This window comes from Enterobacter sp. Y17 (assembly GCF_019730495.1).
GTDB classification, from domain to species: domain Bacteria; phylum Pseudomonadota; class Gammaproteobacteria; order Enterobacterales; family Enterobacteriaceae; genus Enterobacter; species Enterobacter asburiae_B.
Map to the genome: position 1 here is coordinate 1588977 of NZ_JAASKP010000001.1, position 17787 is coordinate 1606763.

The 17787-nt window shown below is 57.5% G+C and carries 13 protein-coding genes and 1 other RNA gene; 8 read left to right on the plus strand and 6 right to left on the minus strand.

What is annotated here, in order from left to right:
• Positions 1-139: 139 nt before the first annotated feature.
• From ycgZ to fdhF, 4 genes are all read left to right on the plus strand, one after another.
• A complete protein-coding gene (gene ycgZ, locus HCH49_RS07370; protein ID WP_029739771.1) occupies positions 140-379 on the plus strand; it encodes a regulatory protein YcgZ in 240 nt (79 codons plus the stop codon).
• A gap of 4 nt (positions 380-383) precedes the next feature.
• Positions 384-704: a hypothetical protein gene (locus HCH49_RS07375; protein ID WP_033145299.1), complete on the plus strand. Its 321-nt coding sequence runs from the start codon at positions 384-386 to the stop codon at positions 702-704.
• A gap of 29 nt (positions 705-733) precedes the next feature.
• Entirely contained in the window at positions 734-1012 is a 279-nt protein-coding gene (locus tag HCH49_RS07380) for a biofilm development regulator YmgB/AriR family protein (protein ID WP_033145298.1), read from the plus strand.
• 191 nt (positions 1013-1203) lie between these two features.
• Positions 1204-3354: a formate dehydrogenase subunit alpha gene (gene fdhF, locus HCH49_RS07385; protein ID WP_033145297.1), complete on the plus strand. Its 2151-nt coding sequence runs from the start codon at positions 1204-1206 to the stop codon at positions 3352-3354.
• Positions 3355-3442: 88 nt separating this feature from the next.
• Here fdhF and HCH49_RS07390 read toward each other — a convergent pair whose 3' ends face one another.
• The 3 genes from HCH49_RS07390 to HCH49_RS07400 form a co-directional block, all read right to left on the minus strand.
• On the minus strand, positions 3443-3637 hold the full coding sequence (locus HCH49_RS07390) for a YdiH family protein (RefSeq protein ID WP_003857766.1): 195 nt from the start codon (positions 3635-3637) through the stop codon (positions 3443-3445).
• 85 nt (positions 3638-3722) lie between these two features.
• The gene (gene menI / locus HCH49_RS07395) at positions 3723-4133 is read right to left on the minus strand and encodes a 1,4-dihydroxy-2-naphthoyl-CoA hydrolase (RefSeq protein ID WP_023311321.1); all 411 of its coding nucleotides are present in this window, start codon (positions 4131-4133) and stop codon (positions 3723-3725) included.
• A complete protein-coding gene (locus HCH49_RS07400; protein ID WP_033145296.1) occupies positions 4130-7186 on the minus strand; it encodes an FAD-binding and (Fe-S)-binding domain-containing protein in 3057 nt (1018 codons plus the stop codon). Before HCH49_RS07400 ends, menI begins: the two co-directional genes overlap by 4 nt.
• A gap of 199 nt (positions 7187-7385) precedes the next feature.
• On the opposite strand from HCH49_RS07400, the gene ydiK reads away from it, so the two are divergent.
• A complete protein-coding gene (gene ydiK, locus HCH49_RS07405) occupies positions 7386-8501 on the plus strand; it encodes an AI-2E family transporter YdiK (protein ID WP_033145295.1) in 1116 nt (371 codons plus the stop codon).
• Positions 8502-8710: 209 nt separating this feature from the next.
• Positions 8711-8818: antisense sRNA RprA (gene rprA, locus HCH49_RS07410), an RNA gene on the plus strand.
• Positions 8819-8823: 5 nt separating this feature from the next.
• Here the strand turns inward: rprA and HCH49_RS07415 are convergent.
• From HCH49_RS07415 to ppsA, 3 genes are all read right to left on the minus strand, one after another.
• Positions 8824-11199, minus strand: coding sequence for a glycoside hydrolase family 3 N-terminal domain-containing protein (locus tag HCH49_RS07415; protein ID WP_033145294.1), 2376 nt, complete (start codon positions 11197-11199; stop codon positions 8824-8826).
• Between the two features lie 3 nt (positions 11200-11202).
• A complete protein-coding gene (locus tag HCH49_RS07420) occupies positions 11203-12603 on the minus strand; it encodes an MFS transporter (protein WP_058840771.1) in 1401 nt (466 codons plus the stop codon).
• A gap of 233 nt (positions 12604-12836) precedes the next feature.
• Entirely contained in the window at positions 12837-15215 is a 2379-nt protein-coding gene (gene ppsA / locus HCH49_RS07425) for a phosphoenolpyruvate synthase (RefSeq protein WP_023311316.1), read from the minus strand.
• Between the two features lie 335 nt (positions 15216-15550).
• Here ppsA and HCH49_RS07430 point away from each other — a divergent pair, with 335 nt between their 5' ends.
• A complete protein-coding gene (locus tag HCH49_RS07430; protein WP_023311315.1) occupies positions 15551-16384 on the plus strand; it encodes a pyruvate, water dikinase regulatory protein in 834 nt (277 codons plus the stop codon).
• 152 nt (positions 16385-16536) lie between these two features.
• Positions 16537-17583, plus strand: coding sequence for a 3-deoxy-7-phosphoheptulonate synthase AroH (aroH, locus tag HCH49_RS07435; protein WP_033145292.1), 1047 nt, complete (start codon positions 16537-16539; stop codon positions 17581-17583).
• The last annotated feature ends 204 nt before the right edge of the window (positions 17584-17787 follow it).

Consider the following 17787-nt stretch of genomic DNA (forward strand, 5'->3'; position numbering starts at 1 on the left):
TAACCATCTGAAAATAAAGCAATTTATAAAATACATCATAAAAATATTAAAAATCTGTACATTTTAAGTGTACAGATTTAAGAATTGTGTATACCTTAATTGTAACGTTAGTGATTACAAAATTTTACAGGAGCGAAACATGCAGCAGAAAGGTTACGCCACAGATTCCGCAGCAGCGATCGCACAGTACTTCGAAAAGGCGGCGCTTCCTACTCAGCAGGAGACGCTGGGCCAGGTGGTTGTCGAAATCCTCAGCGACGGGCGAAACCTGAATCGCAAATCGCTCTGTACCAAACTGCTCAGCCGCCTCGAAAGGGCCGATGGTCCGGAAGAGGAAGAGCACTACCACATGCTGCTTGGTCTGCTCTTCGAACGGTAACGTGATGAATAGCAGTGACGCAGACCGACTGATCGACACGCTTATCGGTGAAGCCGTTCTCTCTCTTCTGAAAGAGCGGGGGCCAGTGACAACCGAAGGATTGCTGCAGCGTCTGCGGGTAATGAAAGAACATGAAAAGGATCCCCGGCGGCGGGAGACACTTGCGGTGGTGATTGCCGAGATCGGCTCAAACAGCATCGCCTTTACACGTCGCAGAACCGCGCAAGGACGAACGAACAGAGAGGGACCTCTCAACGATAACAGAGACAATGTAGTGCCGTTATTTGGAAGTGGAAAACCGTCCGACCCCAAAAAAATACATTGACTGCAATTTAACAGCTACGGTGAGAACAAATGAGACAAAATATTCAGCTTCAACCCGAATACCACTCTGCTTTTTTAGACAGTGCGCTGGCGGAATATTTCCGTCATGCAGGCGATCGTTTTGCTGAAGAGTCCGCTATTTTTTCTACTGCAGTACGCTGTGTTCTGGCCTCCGAAGGCCATCTGTCCAACAAAGCGATCATCCTCTGGCTCATTCAGACGCTGGAAGCGACCCGTGACGTTGTCCAGGCGGATGTGATTCGCAAGACGCTGGAAATTGTCGTGGGCTACACCATGGACGACCTGTAATTTCACGGCTCCTCATCCTGCTCTCGTGTCATCGTCAAAACTGACGAACAGCCTGACGATGACACGCGCCTTCCCTGCTTAACACCCTGTAAAACCAGCAAAGCCAACCTGGCACGGTTCCTGCTTACCTCCGTGTACGGGACTGGATTTTCCAGTCAACTTTGCTTCATTTCTTAACAGGTCTGTTATTGATGAAAAAGATCGCCAGCGTCTGCCCCTACTGCGGTGCAGGCTGTAAATTAAACCTTGTCGTTGAAAATAACCGTATCATCCGTGCCGAAGCCGCAGAAGGCGTCACAAACCAGGGCACCCTGTGTCTGAAAGGCTTTTACGGCTGGGACTTCCTCAACGATACCCGTCTGCTCACCCCGCGCCTGACCCAGCCGATGATCCGCTACCGCAAAGGCGAGGCATTCACTCCCGTCACCTGGGAAGAGGCTATCCGCTACACCGCGCACAAACTCAGCAGCATTAAAGCGCAGCACGGGCCGCGGTCGATCATGACCACCGGATCCTCTCGCGGAACCGGCAATGAAACAAACTATGTGATGCAAAAATTTGCCCGCGCGGTGCTGAACACCAACAACGTGGACTGCTGCGCGCGCGTCTGTCACGGCCCTTCCGTGGCCGGTTTACAGGAAACGCTCGGCAACGGCGCGATGAGCAACTCAATCAGCGATATTGAAAACTCAAAATGCCTGCTGGTGTTTGGCTATAACTGCGCGGACTCCCACCCTATCGTCGCCCGGCGCGTGCTGAAAGCGCGGGAAAACGGCGCAAAAATCATCGTCTGCGATCCGCGGCGCATTGAAACGGCGCGCATCGCCGACCAGCATCTGCAGCTGAAAAACGGCAGCAATATGGCGCTGGTGAACGCCTTTGGCTTCGTGCTGCTGGAAGAGGAGCTCTACGACAAAAGCTACGTGGCGCGCTTTACCGAGGGGCTTGAGGCTTACCGCCAGACGGTGAAAGACTATGCGCCGGAGAAGGTTGAGCATCTTACCGGCATTCCCGCCCGCGACGTTCGCCAGGCGATGCGTACCTTCGCGGCGGCCCCTTCCGCCACCGTGATGTGGGGGATGGGCGTGACCCAGTTTGGTCAGGCCGTGGATGTGGTCAAAGGGCTTTCCAGCCTGGCGCTGCTGACCGGCAACCTCGGGCGCCCTGCCGTCGGCGTCGGTCCCGTGCGCGGGCAAAACAACGTTCAGGGCGCCTGCGATATGGGCGTTCTGCCGAATATGTTCCCGGGCTATCAGGATGTGACCGATCCGGCGGTCAGGCAGAAGTTTGCCGATGCCTGGGGAATTGACGCCACTAAAATGGACGATCGGGTCGGGACGCGCATTACCGAGGTGCCCCATCTGGCGCTGGAAGGCAAGGTCAAGGCCTACTACATCATGGGGGAAGATCCGCTTCAGACCGAAGCCGATCTCGGTCTCGTTCGCAGCGGTTTTGAGGCGCTCGACTTTGTGGTGGTTCAGGACATCTTTATGACCAAAACGGCAGAAGTGGCGGACGTTCTGCTTCCTGCCACCTCCTGGGGTGAACACGGCGGCGTCTTTACCTGTGCCGATCGCGGATTCCAGCGTTTTGGCAAAGCCATTGAGGCCAGCGGCAACGTGAAGCGCGACTGGGAGATTATCAGCCTGCTCGCCACCGAGATGGGCTACCCGATGCATTATGACTCCAACCAGCAGATCTGGGACGAGATGCGCGAGCTGTGCCCTCTCTTCTACGGCGTGACGTATGAAAAAATGGGCGAGATGGGCCACGTGCAGTGGCCGTGCCCGACGCTGGATCATCCGGGAACGCCGTACCTGTACAAAGACAATCAGTTCGACACCCCAACCGGTAAAGGGCAGCTCTTTGCCGCCCCGTGGCGCGCGCCGGCGGAAACCCCGGACGCGGATTTCCCGCTGGTGCTGTGCACGGTGCGTGAAGTGGGGCACTACTCCTGCCGCTCGATGACCGGGAACTGCGCCGCGCTGCAAAGCCTGGCCGATGAGCCGGGCCGGGTGCAAATGAACCCAGCCGATGCGCAAAGGCTGGGCATCGCGGAGGGCCAGCTGGTCTGGGTGCGCTCGCGTCGCGGCAAAGTGATTACCCGCGCCAGCATTAGCGAGCGTATCAACGCCGGGGCGGTCTACATGACCTATCAGTGGTGGATTGGCGCCTGCAACGAGCTGACCCAGGATAATCTCGATCCCATCTCCAAAACGCCGGAAACGAAGTACTGCGCGGTGCAGCTGGAGGCGATTGAGGACCAGCGCTGGGCGGAGGATTTTGCGGCGTCGGCGTATCAGTCCATGAAGTCGCGGCTGATCAACGCCGTCAATGTCTGAGGAAAATATCGGGTGGCGTCACCGCCGCCCGATACTGAATTGCAGACACAAAAAAGGCCGCACTCGCGGCCCTTTTATTCTCATGTACTCAATGGACGTGAACGCCCAACCGCCAGGCAAAATAGATCTCTTCTTTCAGTTCATTCGAAGAGAGCGCCAGCAAATCTGTAAATTCCAGCTCAAGCTGTTTCAGCTTTTTCAGGTACTGCGCCGGAGACAGGTTGCTCTTATCGCGACGTAAATATTCAATTGCCAGCTGTGTTGGGGTTATTTCAGTATCCATGATGTCCTCGCTTATGTACAAAACCTGACCAGTATATCACAACGGACTGGCTAGTTTTTGACCAAAGGCAAAACATCTGAAAACTTTACACAACCGCCGTGGTCAGCCGCGACGAGCAGCACAGGCGATCCTGCTCATCGAGAATATCTATCTGCCATACCTGATGGCGGCTGCCGGCGTGCAGCGCGCGGCAAACACCGCGCACGCGCCCGCTGCGCACCGAGCGTATGTGGTTAGCATTCACCTCGAGTCCAACAACCTTCTGCTCCCCTTCGGTACAGAGATAGCCCGCCACCGAGCCCAGCGTTTCGGCCAGCACGACGGAGGCCCCGCCATGCAATAAACCAAACGGCTGGTGGGTGCGACTATCGACCGGCATGGTGGCCTCAATCTCATCGTCGCCAATGCGGATGAACTGGATATCCAGCAGCCCCACCATATTCCCCTCGCCCATGGCGTTCAGCGCCTGCAGCGTCACGGCACGTTTCCAGATCATCCAATTATCTCCAGTAAAGCCTGCAATGGGTGACGCACACCGTTACCTTCTACCCGTTTTACCTGGCTGCGACAGGAGTAGCCCGTCGCCAGACAGCGGTTTCGCGGCAAACGCTGCATCGCCTGATGCCAGGACAGCTCATAGATGCCGAGCGAGTTGGCGTGGTTTTTCACTTCGTGTCCGTAGGTTCCGGCCATCCCGCAGCAGCCTACGTTGACGCTCTCCAGCTTCGCACCAAAGCGGGCAAAAACGGACGCCCACTGCGCGGGGGCACCCGGCAGCGCGGTCACTTCCGTGCAGTGGCCGAACAGATACCACGGTTCACCGCTGACATCCTGAACGGCTTTATCTGCCAGCGCCACCGGAAGCCACTCGTGCACCAGCATGACGTTGAAATCACCGCGCTTATCGCCCAGCGTCTGCTTGTATTCATCGCGATAGCAAAGCACCAGCGCCGGATCAACACCGACCATCGGTATCCCGAGTTGCGCCACGCGGTTTAAGAAGTCAGACGTTTTCTGCGCGGTCTTCGCAAATCGGTTCAGGAAACCCTTAATGTGCTGCGCCTTGCCGTTGGGAGAGAACGGCAGCACAACCGGCTGGTAGCCCACTTTCTCCGCCAGACGGACAAAATCGGCCACGACCTGCGCATCGTAGTAGCTAGTGAACGGATCCTGCACCACCAGCACCATACTGGCTTTTTGCTCCGGAGCGAGCGCCTCCAGCTGTTCCAGAGTCATGTTCGCCGAACGGTGACCGACGAGCTGGCGCTGCAGAGACGGCACCGACAGCAGCGGCAGATCGACCATGCCGATGTGTTTTTCGGAGAGCTTGCGCACCAGCGGCTGGTTGATAAAGAAGTTGAAGGTCTTTGGCGCACGCGCCATCAGCGGCGCGTAGCTTTCCACCGTCGCCACCAGATGGTCGCGTACCGGGCGGAGGTATCGGGTGTGGTAAAGCTGCAGGAAACGCGAGCGGAATTCCGGCACGTCGATTTTAATCGGGCACTGGGTGGAGCAGGCTTTACAGGCCAGACAGCCGGACATCGCCTCTTTCACCTCGTGGGAGAAATCATACTCGCCCTTGTTGGCATGCCAGCTGTTGCGGGTGCGCTCAATCAGCGAGCGCAGGCTGGCCCGTTTTTCCGGCAGCTCCTGCTCCAGCTTGAGCGGATCCACCCCGCGGTCGGCCAGCAGACGCAGCCACTCGCGCACCAGCGTCGCCCGCCCTTTCGGCGAGTGAATACGGTTGCTGGTGATTTTCATCGACGGGCACATCGGGCTTTTCACATCAAAGTTAAAGCACAGGCCATTGCCGTTGCACTCCATCGCGCCGCGCCAGGACGAGCGCACCGCAATAGGGATCTGCCTGTCGTACGTGCCGCGCTTGACGGCATCCACCTGCAGCATCGGGGCATCAACACCCTCAGGCGGGCAGATTTTACCCGGGTTAAGGCGGTTATGCGGGTCGAAAGCCGCTTTCACCTTACGCAACTCCGCGTAGAGCTGTTCGCCGAAGAATGCCGGGCTGTACTCCGCGCGGAACCCTTTCCCGTGCTCCCCCCACAGCAGGCCGCCGTATTTGGCGGTTAAGGCCACCACGTCGTCGGAGATCTGCTTCATCAGGATCTCCTGCTGCGGGTCGCACATGTCCAGCGCCGGACGCACGTGCAGTACCCCGGCGTCGACGTGGCCGAACATGCCATAGCTCAGGCCGTGGCTGTCCAGCAGGGCGCGAAACTCCACGATGTAATCCGCCAGATGCTCGGGCGGCACGCAGGTATCTTCGGCAAAGGGAATGGGCTTCGCCGCCCCTTTCGCATTGCCGAGCAGGCCCACGGCTTTTTTACGCATCGCATAGATACGCTCAATCCCGGCCAGATCGTTACAGAGCTGCCAGCCGATCACGCCGCCTTCACCCTGCGCAATCAGCTCGTCCAGACGCTGGCAGAGCGTGGTGACCTGACGCTCAATCAGCTCCGCATCATCGCCGGCAAATTCCACGATATTAAGACCGAGCATCTCTTTATCCGGCACGTCGGTAATGAGGTCGCTTACGGAGTGCCAGACAATATCTTCCCGGGCAAGATTGAGCACCTTAGAGTCGACGGTCTCCACCGACAGCGCCTGCGCTTGCACCATAAACGGCGCATTGCGCAGCGCGGAGTCGAAGGAGTCATATTTGACGTTCACCAGACGGCGCACTTTCGGCAACCGGGTGATATCCAGCCGCGCTTCGGTAATAAATGCCAGCGTTCCTTCGGAGCCGGTCAGCACGCGGGTTAAATCAAACTGGGTCAGGTCATCGTTGAAGACGTGACGCAGATCGTAACCGGTCAGGAAGCGGTTCAGTTTGGGGAATTTATCGAGAATAAGCTGGCGGTTGTCACGGCAGCGTTCCAGCACGGTGCGATAGATGCGTCCGCTGGCGGTGTTGTCTTTGCCCAGCGTTTCCGCCAGTTCAACCGGCATCGGCTGGGTATCGAGGATGTCGCCGCCCAGCAGCACCGCACGCACGCCCAGCACGTGATCGGAAGTTTTACCGTAGACCAGCGAGCCCTGCCCGGAGGCATCCGTGTTAATCATCCCGCCAAGGGTGGCGCGGTTGCTGGTGGAAAGCTCAGGGGCAAAAAAGTAGCCGTACGGCTTGAGATACTGATTAAGCTGATCTTTGATGACGCCCGCTTCGACCCGCACCCACCCCTCTTCCGGGTTGATCTCAATGATGCGGTTCATATAGCGCGACATATCAACAATGATGCCCTGGTTCAGCGCCTGACCGTTGGTTCCGGTGCCGCCGCCGCGCGGCGTGAAGACCAGCGAGGCAAACCGCTCCTGCGTGGCCAGCCGGGCGATAAGCGCGACGTCGGCCGTTGAACGGGGGAAAACCACGGCATCGGGAAGAAGCTGGTAGATACTGTTATCGGTCGCCATCGTCAGCCTGTCGGCATAGTTCGTGGCGGTATCACCTGTAAAACCCTGTTGCTCCAGTGCTTGCAAAAAATTAAGCACCAGCTGAACGACGCCAGGTGCCTGAGAAATCTGTGGGATCATGACTGTCGACCCTAATTAGAGTTGTATGAAATCGTTTGCGTGTATCTTAAAAGTTTTATCACATTTTTTTCTTATAATCTCTGCTGAATTACAGGCAGAATTCGCCTGTTAAAAACCGCTGAGATCATTAATGATTAAAGAGACGCGGTTTTCCGTTCCCGCCAGTCGTACTGGCGTTCTTTTAAGGAAAGTTTCATTTATGGTCAATCTTCGCCAGCCCAGGGATGTTGCGCAAATTTTGCTGTCGGTGCTGTTTCTGGCCCTCATGATTATTGCGTGTCTGTGGATTGTTCAACCCTTTATTCTCGGCTTTGCGTGGGCTGCCACCGTTGTCGTGGCCACGTGGCCTTTGCTGCTGCGCTTGCAGAAGCTGCTGTTTGGCCGCCGCGGGCTCGCCGTGCTGGTCATGACGCTCCTGCTGTTCCTGCTGTTTATCATTCCGATTGCCCTGCTGGTAAATAGCCTGGTGGATTCCAGTGGCCCGGTTATTCGCGCCATTAGCAGCGGCGACCTGACGCTGCCGGATCTCGCCTGGCTGAACAGCATTCCGCTGGTGGGCGCCAAACTCTACAGCGGCTGGCATAGCCTGCTGGAGATGGGCGGCAGCGCGCTGATGGCAAAAGTCCGCCCGTATATTGGCACCACCACCACCTGGTTTGTCGGGCAGGCGGCGCATATCGGCCGCTTTATGATGCACTGTACCCTGATGCTGCTCTTCAGCGCCCTGCTCTACTGGCGCGGCGAGCAGGTGGCTTTAGGCGTTCGTCACTTTGCCACCCGCCTGGCGGGCAAACGCGGTGACGCAGCGGTGCTGCTGGCCGCGCAGGCCGTGCGCGCGGTTGCGCTGGGCGTGGTGGTCACCGCGCTGGTGCAGGCGGTGCTGGGCGGGATCGGTCTGGCGATTTCCGGCGTACCGTACGCTACCGTGTTCACCGTTGTCATGCTGATGACCTGTCTTGCACAGCTGGGACCTCTGCTGGTGCTGGTTCCCAGCATTATCTGGCTCTACTGGACGGGCGACACCACGTGGGGAACGGTGCTGCTGGTCTGGAGCTGCGTGGTCGGCACCATGGATAACGTCATTCGTCCGATCCTCATCCGCATGGGCGCAGACCTGCCGCTGATCCTGATCCTCTCCGGGGTCATTGGCGGATTGATTGCCTTTGGCATGATTGGCCTGTTTATTGGCCCGGTGCTGCTCGCCGTCACCTGGCGTCTGTTCTCTGCCTGGGTGCATGAAATTCCACCGCCGGGAACTGACCCGGACGTGATTTTGAGCGAACTGGAAGAGCTGGAAGAGAAGAACACGCATTAAGGTATGCTGCCGGGTGGCGTTAACGCTCACCCGGCCTACACTCTCTCGCATGATACTTAAACACTGCTAAAGTATTTATTCGTTGCTCACTGGTCAGACCCGCCTTTTCAGCAATAAGTCTGCTAATAACCTCAAGAATTCTTTACGTCTCTTTAACTATTGAGACGAATCCGATCGACGCTAAATAACACAATGCCTACTATTAGCACACGGTTATAAATCAACACCTTGATTTATAAGCATGGAAATCCCCTGAGTGAAACAACGAATTGCTGTGTGTAGTCTTTGCCCATCTCCCACGATGGGCTTTTTTTTATTCTGACTACGCGCGTTGAACCTCACAGGTACTGAGCATCCGCCACTCAGCCGGCAGCACCCGCGTTTCCCCTGTCGCATTGACCATCACCGTCTCGCGGATATCCGCCGACGATGCGCCAACCTGCAGCTCAAACTCGCCCGGCTCGACGATGCGTTTTCCGTCGCGACGGGTGAAGTTGAACATCTCAACCGGCAGCGTGAAGGTGAGCGTGGCGGTTTCTCCCGGCGAGAGCGTGACGCGCTGGAAGGCCTTCAGCTCCTGAAGCGGCCGCACCTGCGTGGCGACCTTATCCCTGACGTAAACCTGCACCACCTCGCTGCCGCTGCGCTCTCCGGTATTGGTGATATCCACGCTCAGCCTCACCTCACCGTCGACCGGTACGCTGCTTTCGGCGACGCGGACAGCGCCCCAGCTAAACGTCGTCCAGCCGAGGCCGAAGCCAAACGGGTAACGTGAGCCGAAATGGAACGCAAACGGCGTGCCGCCGCTTTTGAGCTTGTGATTGTAGTAATACGGCATCGCACCGGCGCTTTTCGGTACGCTCACCACCAGACGACCCTGCGGCTCCGCACGCCCGGTTAACACGTCCGCAATCGCCCAGCCCCCTTCCTGCCCCGGCGCCCAGGCCATCATCAGCGCCGCGACCTTATCTTCCAGACCCTGCAGGTTGTATGGACGCCCCCCGGTCATCACCACAATCACCGGTTTACCGGTGGCGACCAGCGCTTCCAGCAGCTGTTGCTGCACGCCCGGCAGGTTCAGGGAATCGGTATCGGAACCTTCCCCCACGGTACCGCTCTGGAACAGCCCGGCGAGATCGCCCACGCAGGCCACCACCACGTCACTCTCCTGCGCGGCGTTCACGGCCTCGGGGATCGGGGCGGTACTTTGCGATACGGGCGACTGCTGCATCGGTTTGCCGCCGCTGTCGCCAGGGAAGACCGGCGCGCCCGCCATCCGTTTTTCGATGATGTGGCACCCTTTGGCATAGCGGACGTTCGATGCACCAAGATACTGCTCCAGCGCCGCGCGCGGGGTCGTGACCTGCGAGGTCTCTTCCACCATATCGCTGATGATCAAATGCACCGGGAAGCTGTAGCCGCTGAGTAACGCCAGCGGATCGTCTGCCGTCGGCCCCACTACCGCCACGCGGGGTTTGCCGCCGAGCGGTAAAATACCGTTGTTTTCCAGCAGCGTGATCGATTTCGTCGCCACCTCCCGCGCGGCCTGGCGGGTCATATCGTTTTGCAGATCGATACCGTTTTCATCCGCGTACGGCTTTTCAAACAGGCCAAGGCGGAATTTTTCCGTCAGCGTACGCGCCACGATCTCGTCGACCTTCGCCATAGAGATCAGCCCGCGCTCTACCGCTTCCGCCAGATGCCGCGCGCAGTCGTCTTTCGGCAGCTCAACGTCCAGCCCGGCGTTGAACGCCAGCGCAGCAGATTCGGCCGCGTCGTGGGAAATCCCGTGGTGCTGGTGCAGCAGGCTGACGCCGCCGTAGTCCGCGACAATAATCCCGTCGAACCCCCACTGCTCGCGCAGGACGGTGGTCAACAGGAAGCTGTCGCTGTGCCCCGGCTGGTTATCAATATCGTGGTACGCGGGCATCACCGAACCGGCGTTTGCCAGCTTGACCGCCATTTCGAACGGCAGCAGGAAGGTGTCGTTCAGCTCGCTGAACCCCAGGTGGACCGGCGCATGGTTGCGCGCTCCTTCGCTGAACGAATGCCCCACGTAATGCTTGAGCGTCGCCAGCAGATCGCGCTTATCGCCCTGTAAGCCCTTCACGTAGGCGGTCGCCATTACGCCCACCAGCCAGGGATCCTCCCCGAAGGTCTCTTCCGTTCGCCCCCAGCGCACGTCGCGGGATACGTCCAGCACCGGTGCCAGCCCCTGCTGGCAGCCGACGGAGCGCGCCTCTTTGCCAATCTGCTCTGCCGCCCGCTGCACCAGCTCCGGATCCCAGGTCGAACCGTAGTTCAATGACGACGGGAACAGGGTGGCGTCTTTGCACAGCAGCCCCACCAGACACTCCTCGTGGAATAGCGCCGGGATGCCGAGCCGCGTCTCTTCCATCATCATGCGCTGCAGGCGGTTCGCCGCGCGCACGCCGGTCTTCGCGTCAACGATGTGGGTGCCCAGCGGCCGCGTGATCTGCCCGACGCCCAGCTTAAGCCGTTCGCTGAGCGCAGCCTGCTCGCTCACGCCGGCGAATTCGTCGCTGAGGTCGCTGCGCTCGCGGTGGTTACCGTTTTCATCGAGGATCAGCCAGTACGCGTGCATCTGGGCGAACTTCTCTTCCGGGGTCATGCGCGCCAGTAAATCGGCGACGCGCTCGTGCACGGGACGTCCCGCGTCCTTATAGATAGTCGTCATGTTTTACTCCTGTAGTGCGGAAGGGGTTGCCGGGCTGAGCTGCCCCGCTTCGGGTCTGACTTCACGCTTGCTGGCCAGCTCCCGGGCGATGGAATCCACCAGCCGGCTGTTGAGCTTGTAGATGGCAAGCAGCGCGACCATGCAGAGGAACAGCGCGCAAGGGATAAGGGTGAACAGCGCGTTAATGGTCGAGAGAACGCCTGGCGCCTGGGTTGCCTGGCCCGGGGCGTAATCCACCATGCCAAGCACCCAACCGACGACCGCCCCACCCAGCGCCAGGCCAAACTTGATGGCAAACAGCGCGGTGGAGAAGACCAGCCCGTCCAGACGACGGCCGCTGCGGTGCTCTTCGTAGTCGACCACATCGGAGAACATGGTCCATTGCAGCGGCGTGGTGAGGTTTTGAATAAAGCTAAAGACGATGTTAAGGCCAAAGATTAGCCACACCTGTGAAGGAGGCAGGAAGAAAATCAGCGCGCCGAAGATAACGAAGGAGATAATCGTCCACTGGTAGGCGCGCACGCGGTCAAATTTCCCCAGCAGCCGTTCAGATAATAATGCGCCGCTTAAGGAGGCCACCATGCCGGAAACAATAAAGGCAAAAACCAGATCCGGACGCAGCAGCACATAGTTCACGTAATACATGGTGGCGGAACCGCGCGTCACCACCGCCGTTAACAGCAAAATATTAAACAGAAAAACAATCCGCCACTGGCTGTTCCCGGCCAGCAGTTTTAAATCGGTGAGCATGGAGCCGGAGGTATCATTGCGCGGAGAATAACGCTCGCGGGTCATCAGGAAACAGCAGAAGAACAGCACAATTCCCAGCAGACCCATCAGGCTCATGGCATAGAAATAGCCTTTCTGCACGTTGCCCTGGCCTAACAGTGAGACCAGCGGCAGGGCAATAACCGTCACGATCAGCCCGCCGATAAACGACAGGCCAAAGCGCCACGACTGCAGAGAATGACGCTCGCGCGGGTCCAGCGTCAGCGCGCCGGGCATGGCGCAGTAAGGCACGTTAATCGCGGAGTATATCAGACTTAAAATCGCGTAGGTCACGCAGGCGTAAACGATTTTTGCCGTCGGCCCAACGTCCGGCACATAGAAGGTAATGAGGCAGCTCACGCCAAACGGGATAGCAAACCACAGCAGCCAGGGACGGAAACGTCCGTGACGCGTCCGGGTGCGGTCAACCAGTGCGCCAATGCACGGATCGACAAACGCATCGACCACGCGCACCACTAAAAACATGGTGCCCATAATCGCGGCGGGCAGCCCAAATACGTCTGTATAAAAATAAGCGAGAAATAAGGTTGCCGTTTGCCAGACCAGCGCGCTGGCCATATCGCCTAAACCATAACCTATTTTATCTTTGGTACGCAATACAGAGGAGAGTGTCATTGTTATTTGCCTTTTTATCAGGTTAAAACGTATTTCAACCAGTTGCGCATCTTCTTAAGGGAAATGCGCAGTAAGGCTCAAGTATTAGCAACGGTTTGCGCGCTAACAATTGTCTAAATTGACAGACAAATTATGATATTTGGTTTTTTACTTTATTTGTGATGGGGAGCAAATAAGAAATGAAATAAAAAAGGCGAGGAATAATATCCTCGCCTTTTCGGGTCAGCGTGGCGTTACTTGTTCAGTTCTGCCAGGCTCAGCCAGGTTTGCACCACGGTGTCCGGGTTCAGGGACAGGCTATCGATCCCCTCTTCCATCAGCCATGCGGCAAAGTCTTCATGGTCGGACGGCCCCTGACCGCAGATCCCGACGTATTTACCCTGCTTCTTCGCCGCGCGGATGGACATGGAGAGCAGCGCTTTCACCGCCTCGTTGCGCTCGTCGAACAGCTCGGAGACCACGCCGGAGTCGCGGTCCAGACCCAGCGTCAGCTGCGTCATGTCGTTCGAGCCGATAGAGAAGCCGTCGAAGTGCTCCAGGAACTGCTCGGCCAGCAGGGCGTTGGACGGGATTTCGCACATCATGATGATCTTCAGCCCGTTCTCGCCGCGCTTCAGACCCTGACGCGCAAGCTCGTCCACCACCGCTTTCGCCTGATCCACGGTACGCACGAACGGGATCATGATTTCAACGTTGGTCAGCCCCATGTCGTTGCGCACGCGTTTCACCGCCTCACACTCCAGCGCGAAGCAGTCGCGGAAGCTGTCGGACACGTAGCGTCCGGCCCCGCGGAAGCCCAGCATCGGGTTCTCTTCTTCCGGCTCGTAGCGCTCGCCGCCTACCAGGTTGGCGTATTCGTTAGACTTAAAGTCAGACAGACGCACGATCACGCGTTTTGGATAGAAGGCAGCGCCCAGCGTCGCGATCCCTTCGGTCAGACGGCCGACGTAGAACTCTTTCGGTGAGTCGTAGCCTTTCATCATCTCGCGGATTTCGTTCTGCAGCTTCGGATCCTGGTCGTCAAACTCCAGCAGCGCGCGCGGGTGAACGCCGATCATACGGTTGATGATAAATTCCAGACGCGCCAGGCCAACGCCTTCGTTCGGCAGGCAGGCGAAGTCAAACGCGCGGTCCGGGTTGCCGACGTTCATCATGATCTTCAGCGGCAGGTCCGGCATGGTATCCACGCTTGAGCTCTTCACGCTGAAGTCGAGGATATCGGCGTAGACGTAGCCGGTATCGCCTTCGGCACAGGAGACGGTCACGTTCTGGCCGTCCTTCATGCGTTCGGTGGCGTCACCGCAGCCGACAACCGCAGGAATGCCCAGCTCGCGGGCAATGATCGCCGCGTGGCAGGTACGACCGCCGCGGTTGGTGACGATAGCCGCCGCTTTCTTCATGATCGGTTCCCAGTCCGGGTCGGTCATGTCGGTCACCAGCACGTCGCCTGGCTCAATACGGTTCATCTCGCTGATGTCGTGGATCACTTTGACCGGACCGGCACCGATGCGGTGGCCGATGGCGCGGCCTTCCGCCACGATTTTACCCTGCGCGTGCAGCGTATAACGCTCCATCACCTGACCGCGCGAGCGGACGGTTTCCGGACGCGCCTGCACGATAAACAGCTTGCCGGTGTTACCGTCTTTTGCCCATTCGATGTCCATCGGACGGCCGTAGTGTTTTTCGATCTGCACCGCCTGCTTCGCCAGTTCCTGCACTTCGGCGTCGGTCAGGGAGAAGCGGTCGCGCTGCTCCTGCGGTACATCTTCAATTTTAACCTGCTTGCCATGCTCCTGGGTCGGGGCATAGATCATGCGGATTTTTTTCGAGCCCATGGTGCGGCGCACCACCGCCGGACGGCCAGCAGCCAGCGTAGGCTTGTGGACGTAGAATTCGTCAGGGTTTACCGCGCCCTGCACAACCATCTCACCCAGACCCCACGCGGAGGTGATAAACACCACCTGGTCGAAGCCGGATTCGGTATCAATGGAGAACATCACGCCGGATGAGCCCACGTCCGAGCGCACCATGCGCTGCACGCCAGCGGAGAGCGCCACGCCGCGATGGTCGTAGCCCTGGTGCACGCGATAGGAGATGGCGCGATCGTTGAACAGGGAAGCAAACACGTGCTTCACCGCCACCAGCACCGCATCATAACCCTGGACGTTCAGGAAGGTTTCCTGCTGCCCGGCAAACGAGGCGTCCGGCATATCTTCTGCGGTCGCAGAGGAACGTACGGCAAAGGAGGCCTGCGCATCGTCAGCTGAGAGCTGGTTGTACGCGTCGTGAATGGCTTTTTCCAGTTCCGGCTGGAAAGGTGTGTCGATGATCCACTGGCGGATCTGCGCCCCGGCTTTGGCAAGCTCGGTAACGTCATCAATATCCGTTTTATCCAGCAGGTCGTAAATGCGCTGGTTAACACCGCTCTGGTCTAAAAACAGGTTAAAGGCATCGGCGGTGGTGGCAAACCCGTTCGGTACGGAGACACCCATACCCGACAGATTTGTAATCATTTCACCCAGGGAGGCATTTTTGCCCCCAACTCTGTCTACATCATTCATGCCGAGTTGGTTATACCAAAGCACCAGCGGTGACGAGCCATTGTTGGACATCGAAACAATCCTTTTGTGATATTTGATCGGAGTAAGTAACACCTGACTACGTATTTATACTGGCATATTTATTTCCGCTAAAAAAACGGTGAATCGTGTAAGCAATTTAAAATTTCAACTTTTCGGATACTTTCCCATCAACGATTAACCCGATGATTCCTCTATATTCAGCCAGAAACCCCAAAAATAAAGTCGCTATTTGAAAAATGAAATCCACTTTTCAGGAAAATCAAAAACAGTGTTTCATTCATAATTAGGATAAGTTCTTTGCTGTGTAATTTACTTTTTTAATTTATGCTTTCAGACAATTAGGTCTGATATTCAGGGTGAGTAAAATGGATAGTGCTGTCGATCGCCACGTTTTTTATATTTCTGATGGTACGGCGATCACCGCCGAGGTGCTGGGCCACGCGGTGATGTCGCAGTTTCCCGTCTCGATTAACAGCATCACGCTGCCGTTTGTCGAAAACGAGAGCCGCGCTAAAGCGGTGAAGGACCAGATTGACGCCATCTACCAGCAGACCGGCGTCCGCCCGCTGGTGTTCTACTCTATCGTGATCCCCGAGATTCGCTCCATCATTCTGCAAAGTGAAGGCTTCTGCCAGGATATCGTGCAGGCGCTGGTGGCGCCGCTGCAGAGCGAGCTTAAGCTCGACCCGACCCCGATTGCCCACCGAACCCACGGGCTGAACCCCGGCAACCTGACCAAGTACGACGCGCGTATCGCCGCTATCGACTACACCCTGGCCCACGACGACGGTATTTCGCTGCGAAATCTCGACCAGGCGCAGGTGATCCTGCTTGGCGTGTCGCGCTGCGGCAAAACCCCGACCAGCCTTTATCTGGCGATGCAGTTTGGCATTCGCGCCGCAAACTACCCGTTTATCGCCGACGATATGGATAACCTGGTGCTGCCCGCCGCCCTTAAGCCGCTGCAGCACAAGCTGTTCGGCCTGACGATCAACCCTGAACGCCTTGCGGCCATCCGCGAGGAGCGTCGCGAGAACAGCCGCTACGCCTCCATGCGCCAGTGCCGGATGGAGGTCTCCGAAGTGGAAGCGCTGTACCGCAAAAACCAGATCCCGTGGCTGAACAGCACCAACTATTCAGTTGAAGAAATTGCCACCAAAATTCTCGACATCATGGGGCTTAATCGCCGCATGTACTAATATGCTAGTACATTAACTCAGATTCAGGTATCATCATCTGCAACCACGGGGCGGTGTCGCCCCGAACTTGAAATCAGCAGGGATTGGTTTAAGGTGATGCCCATCACTTCCCGGTAGTCTGCCGATGAAGCAAAAATTTTCTGAGACATTCCATGAATAAAACCGATGAACTCCGCACTGCGCGCATTGACAGCCTGGTCACGCCGGCTGAACTGGCACAGCGGCATCCCGTTTCCGCCGCCGTCGCGGAACATGTGACGGCCTCCCGCCGCCGCATTGAAAAAATCCTGAACGGTGAAGACAAACGTCTTCTGGTGGTGATTGGGCCTTGCTCCATCCACGATCTGGATGCCGCGATGGATTATGCAAAACGACTCCAGGGACTGCGGGATAAGTACCAGCATCGCCTTGAGATCGTGATGCGCACCTACTTTGAAAAACCGCGCACCGTGGTGGGCTGGAAAGGCCTGATTTCCGACCCTGACCTCAACGGCAGCTATCGCGTTAACCACGGTATCGAGCTGGCGCGGAAGCTGCTTTTACAGGTCAACGAGCTGGGCGTTCCGACGGCGACCGAGTTTCTCGATATGGTGACCGGGCAGTTTATCGCCGATCTGATCAGCTGGGGCGCGATCGGCGCGCGCACCACCGAAAGCCAGATCCACCGTGAGATGGCCTCTGCCCTCTCCTGCCCGGTCGGCTTCAAAAACGGGACCGATGGCAACACCCGTATCGCGGTTGATGCCATCCGCGCTGCCCGTGCCAGCCACATGTTCCTGTCGCCGGACAAGAGCGGTCATATGACCATCTACCAGACCAGCGGTAACCCTTACGGGCATATCATTATGCGCGGCGGGAAGAAACCCAATTACCATGCCCAAGATATTGCGGCGGCCTGTGAAACGCTGGCCGAATTTGACCTGCCGGAACATCTGGTGGTGGATTTCAGCCACGGCAACTGCCAGAAGCAGCATCGCCGCCAGCTGGACGTCTGCGATGAGATCTGCCAGCAGATCCGCAGCGGCTCGACCGCCGTTGCAGGGATTATGGCTGAGAGCTTTATCAAAGAAGGCACGCAGAAAATCGTTGCCGGACAGCAGATGGTTTACGGCCAGTCGATCACCGACCCGTGCCTGAGCTGGGAAGACAGCGAACTGCTGCTGGAAAAGCTGGCAGCTGCGGTAGATTCTCGCTTCTGATGTTATTGTCGGGTGGCGCTGCGCTTACCCGACCTACGATTGTGCCCTTCTCCCTCTCCCTGTGGGAGAGGGTCGGAGTGAGGGCATCAGACCGCACCTCACCCCCAAATTTGATCCCCTCCCCCTTTTTTCACAAAAACGCTTGCCGTCAATTTGTACTTTATTGATAATGATTATCATTGTTACATTGATTGCCATTTATAA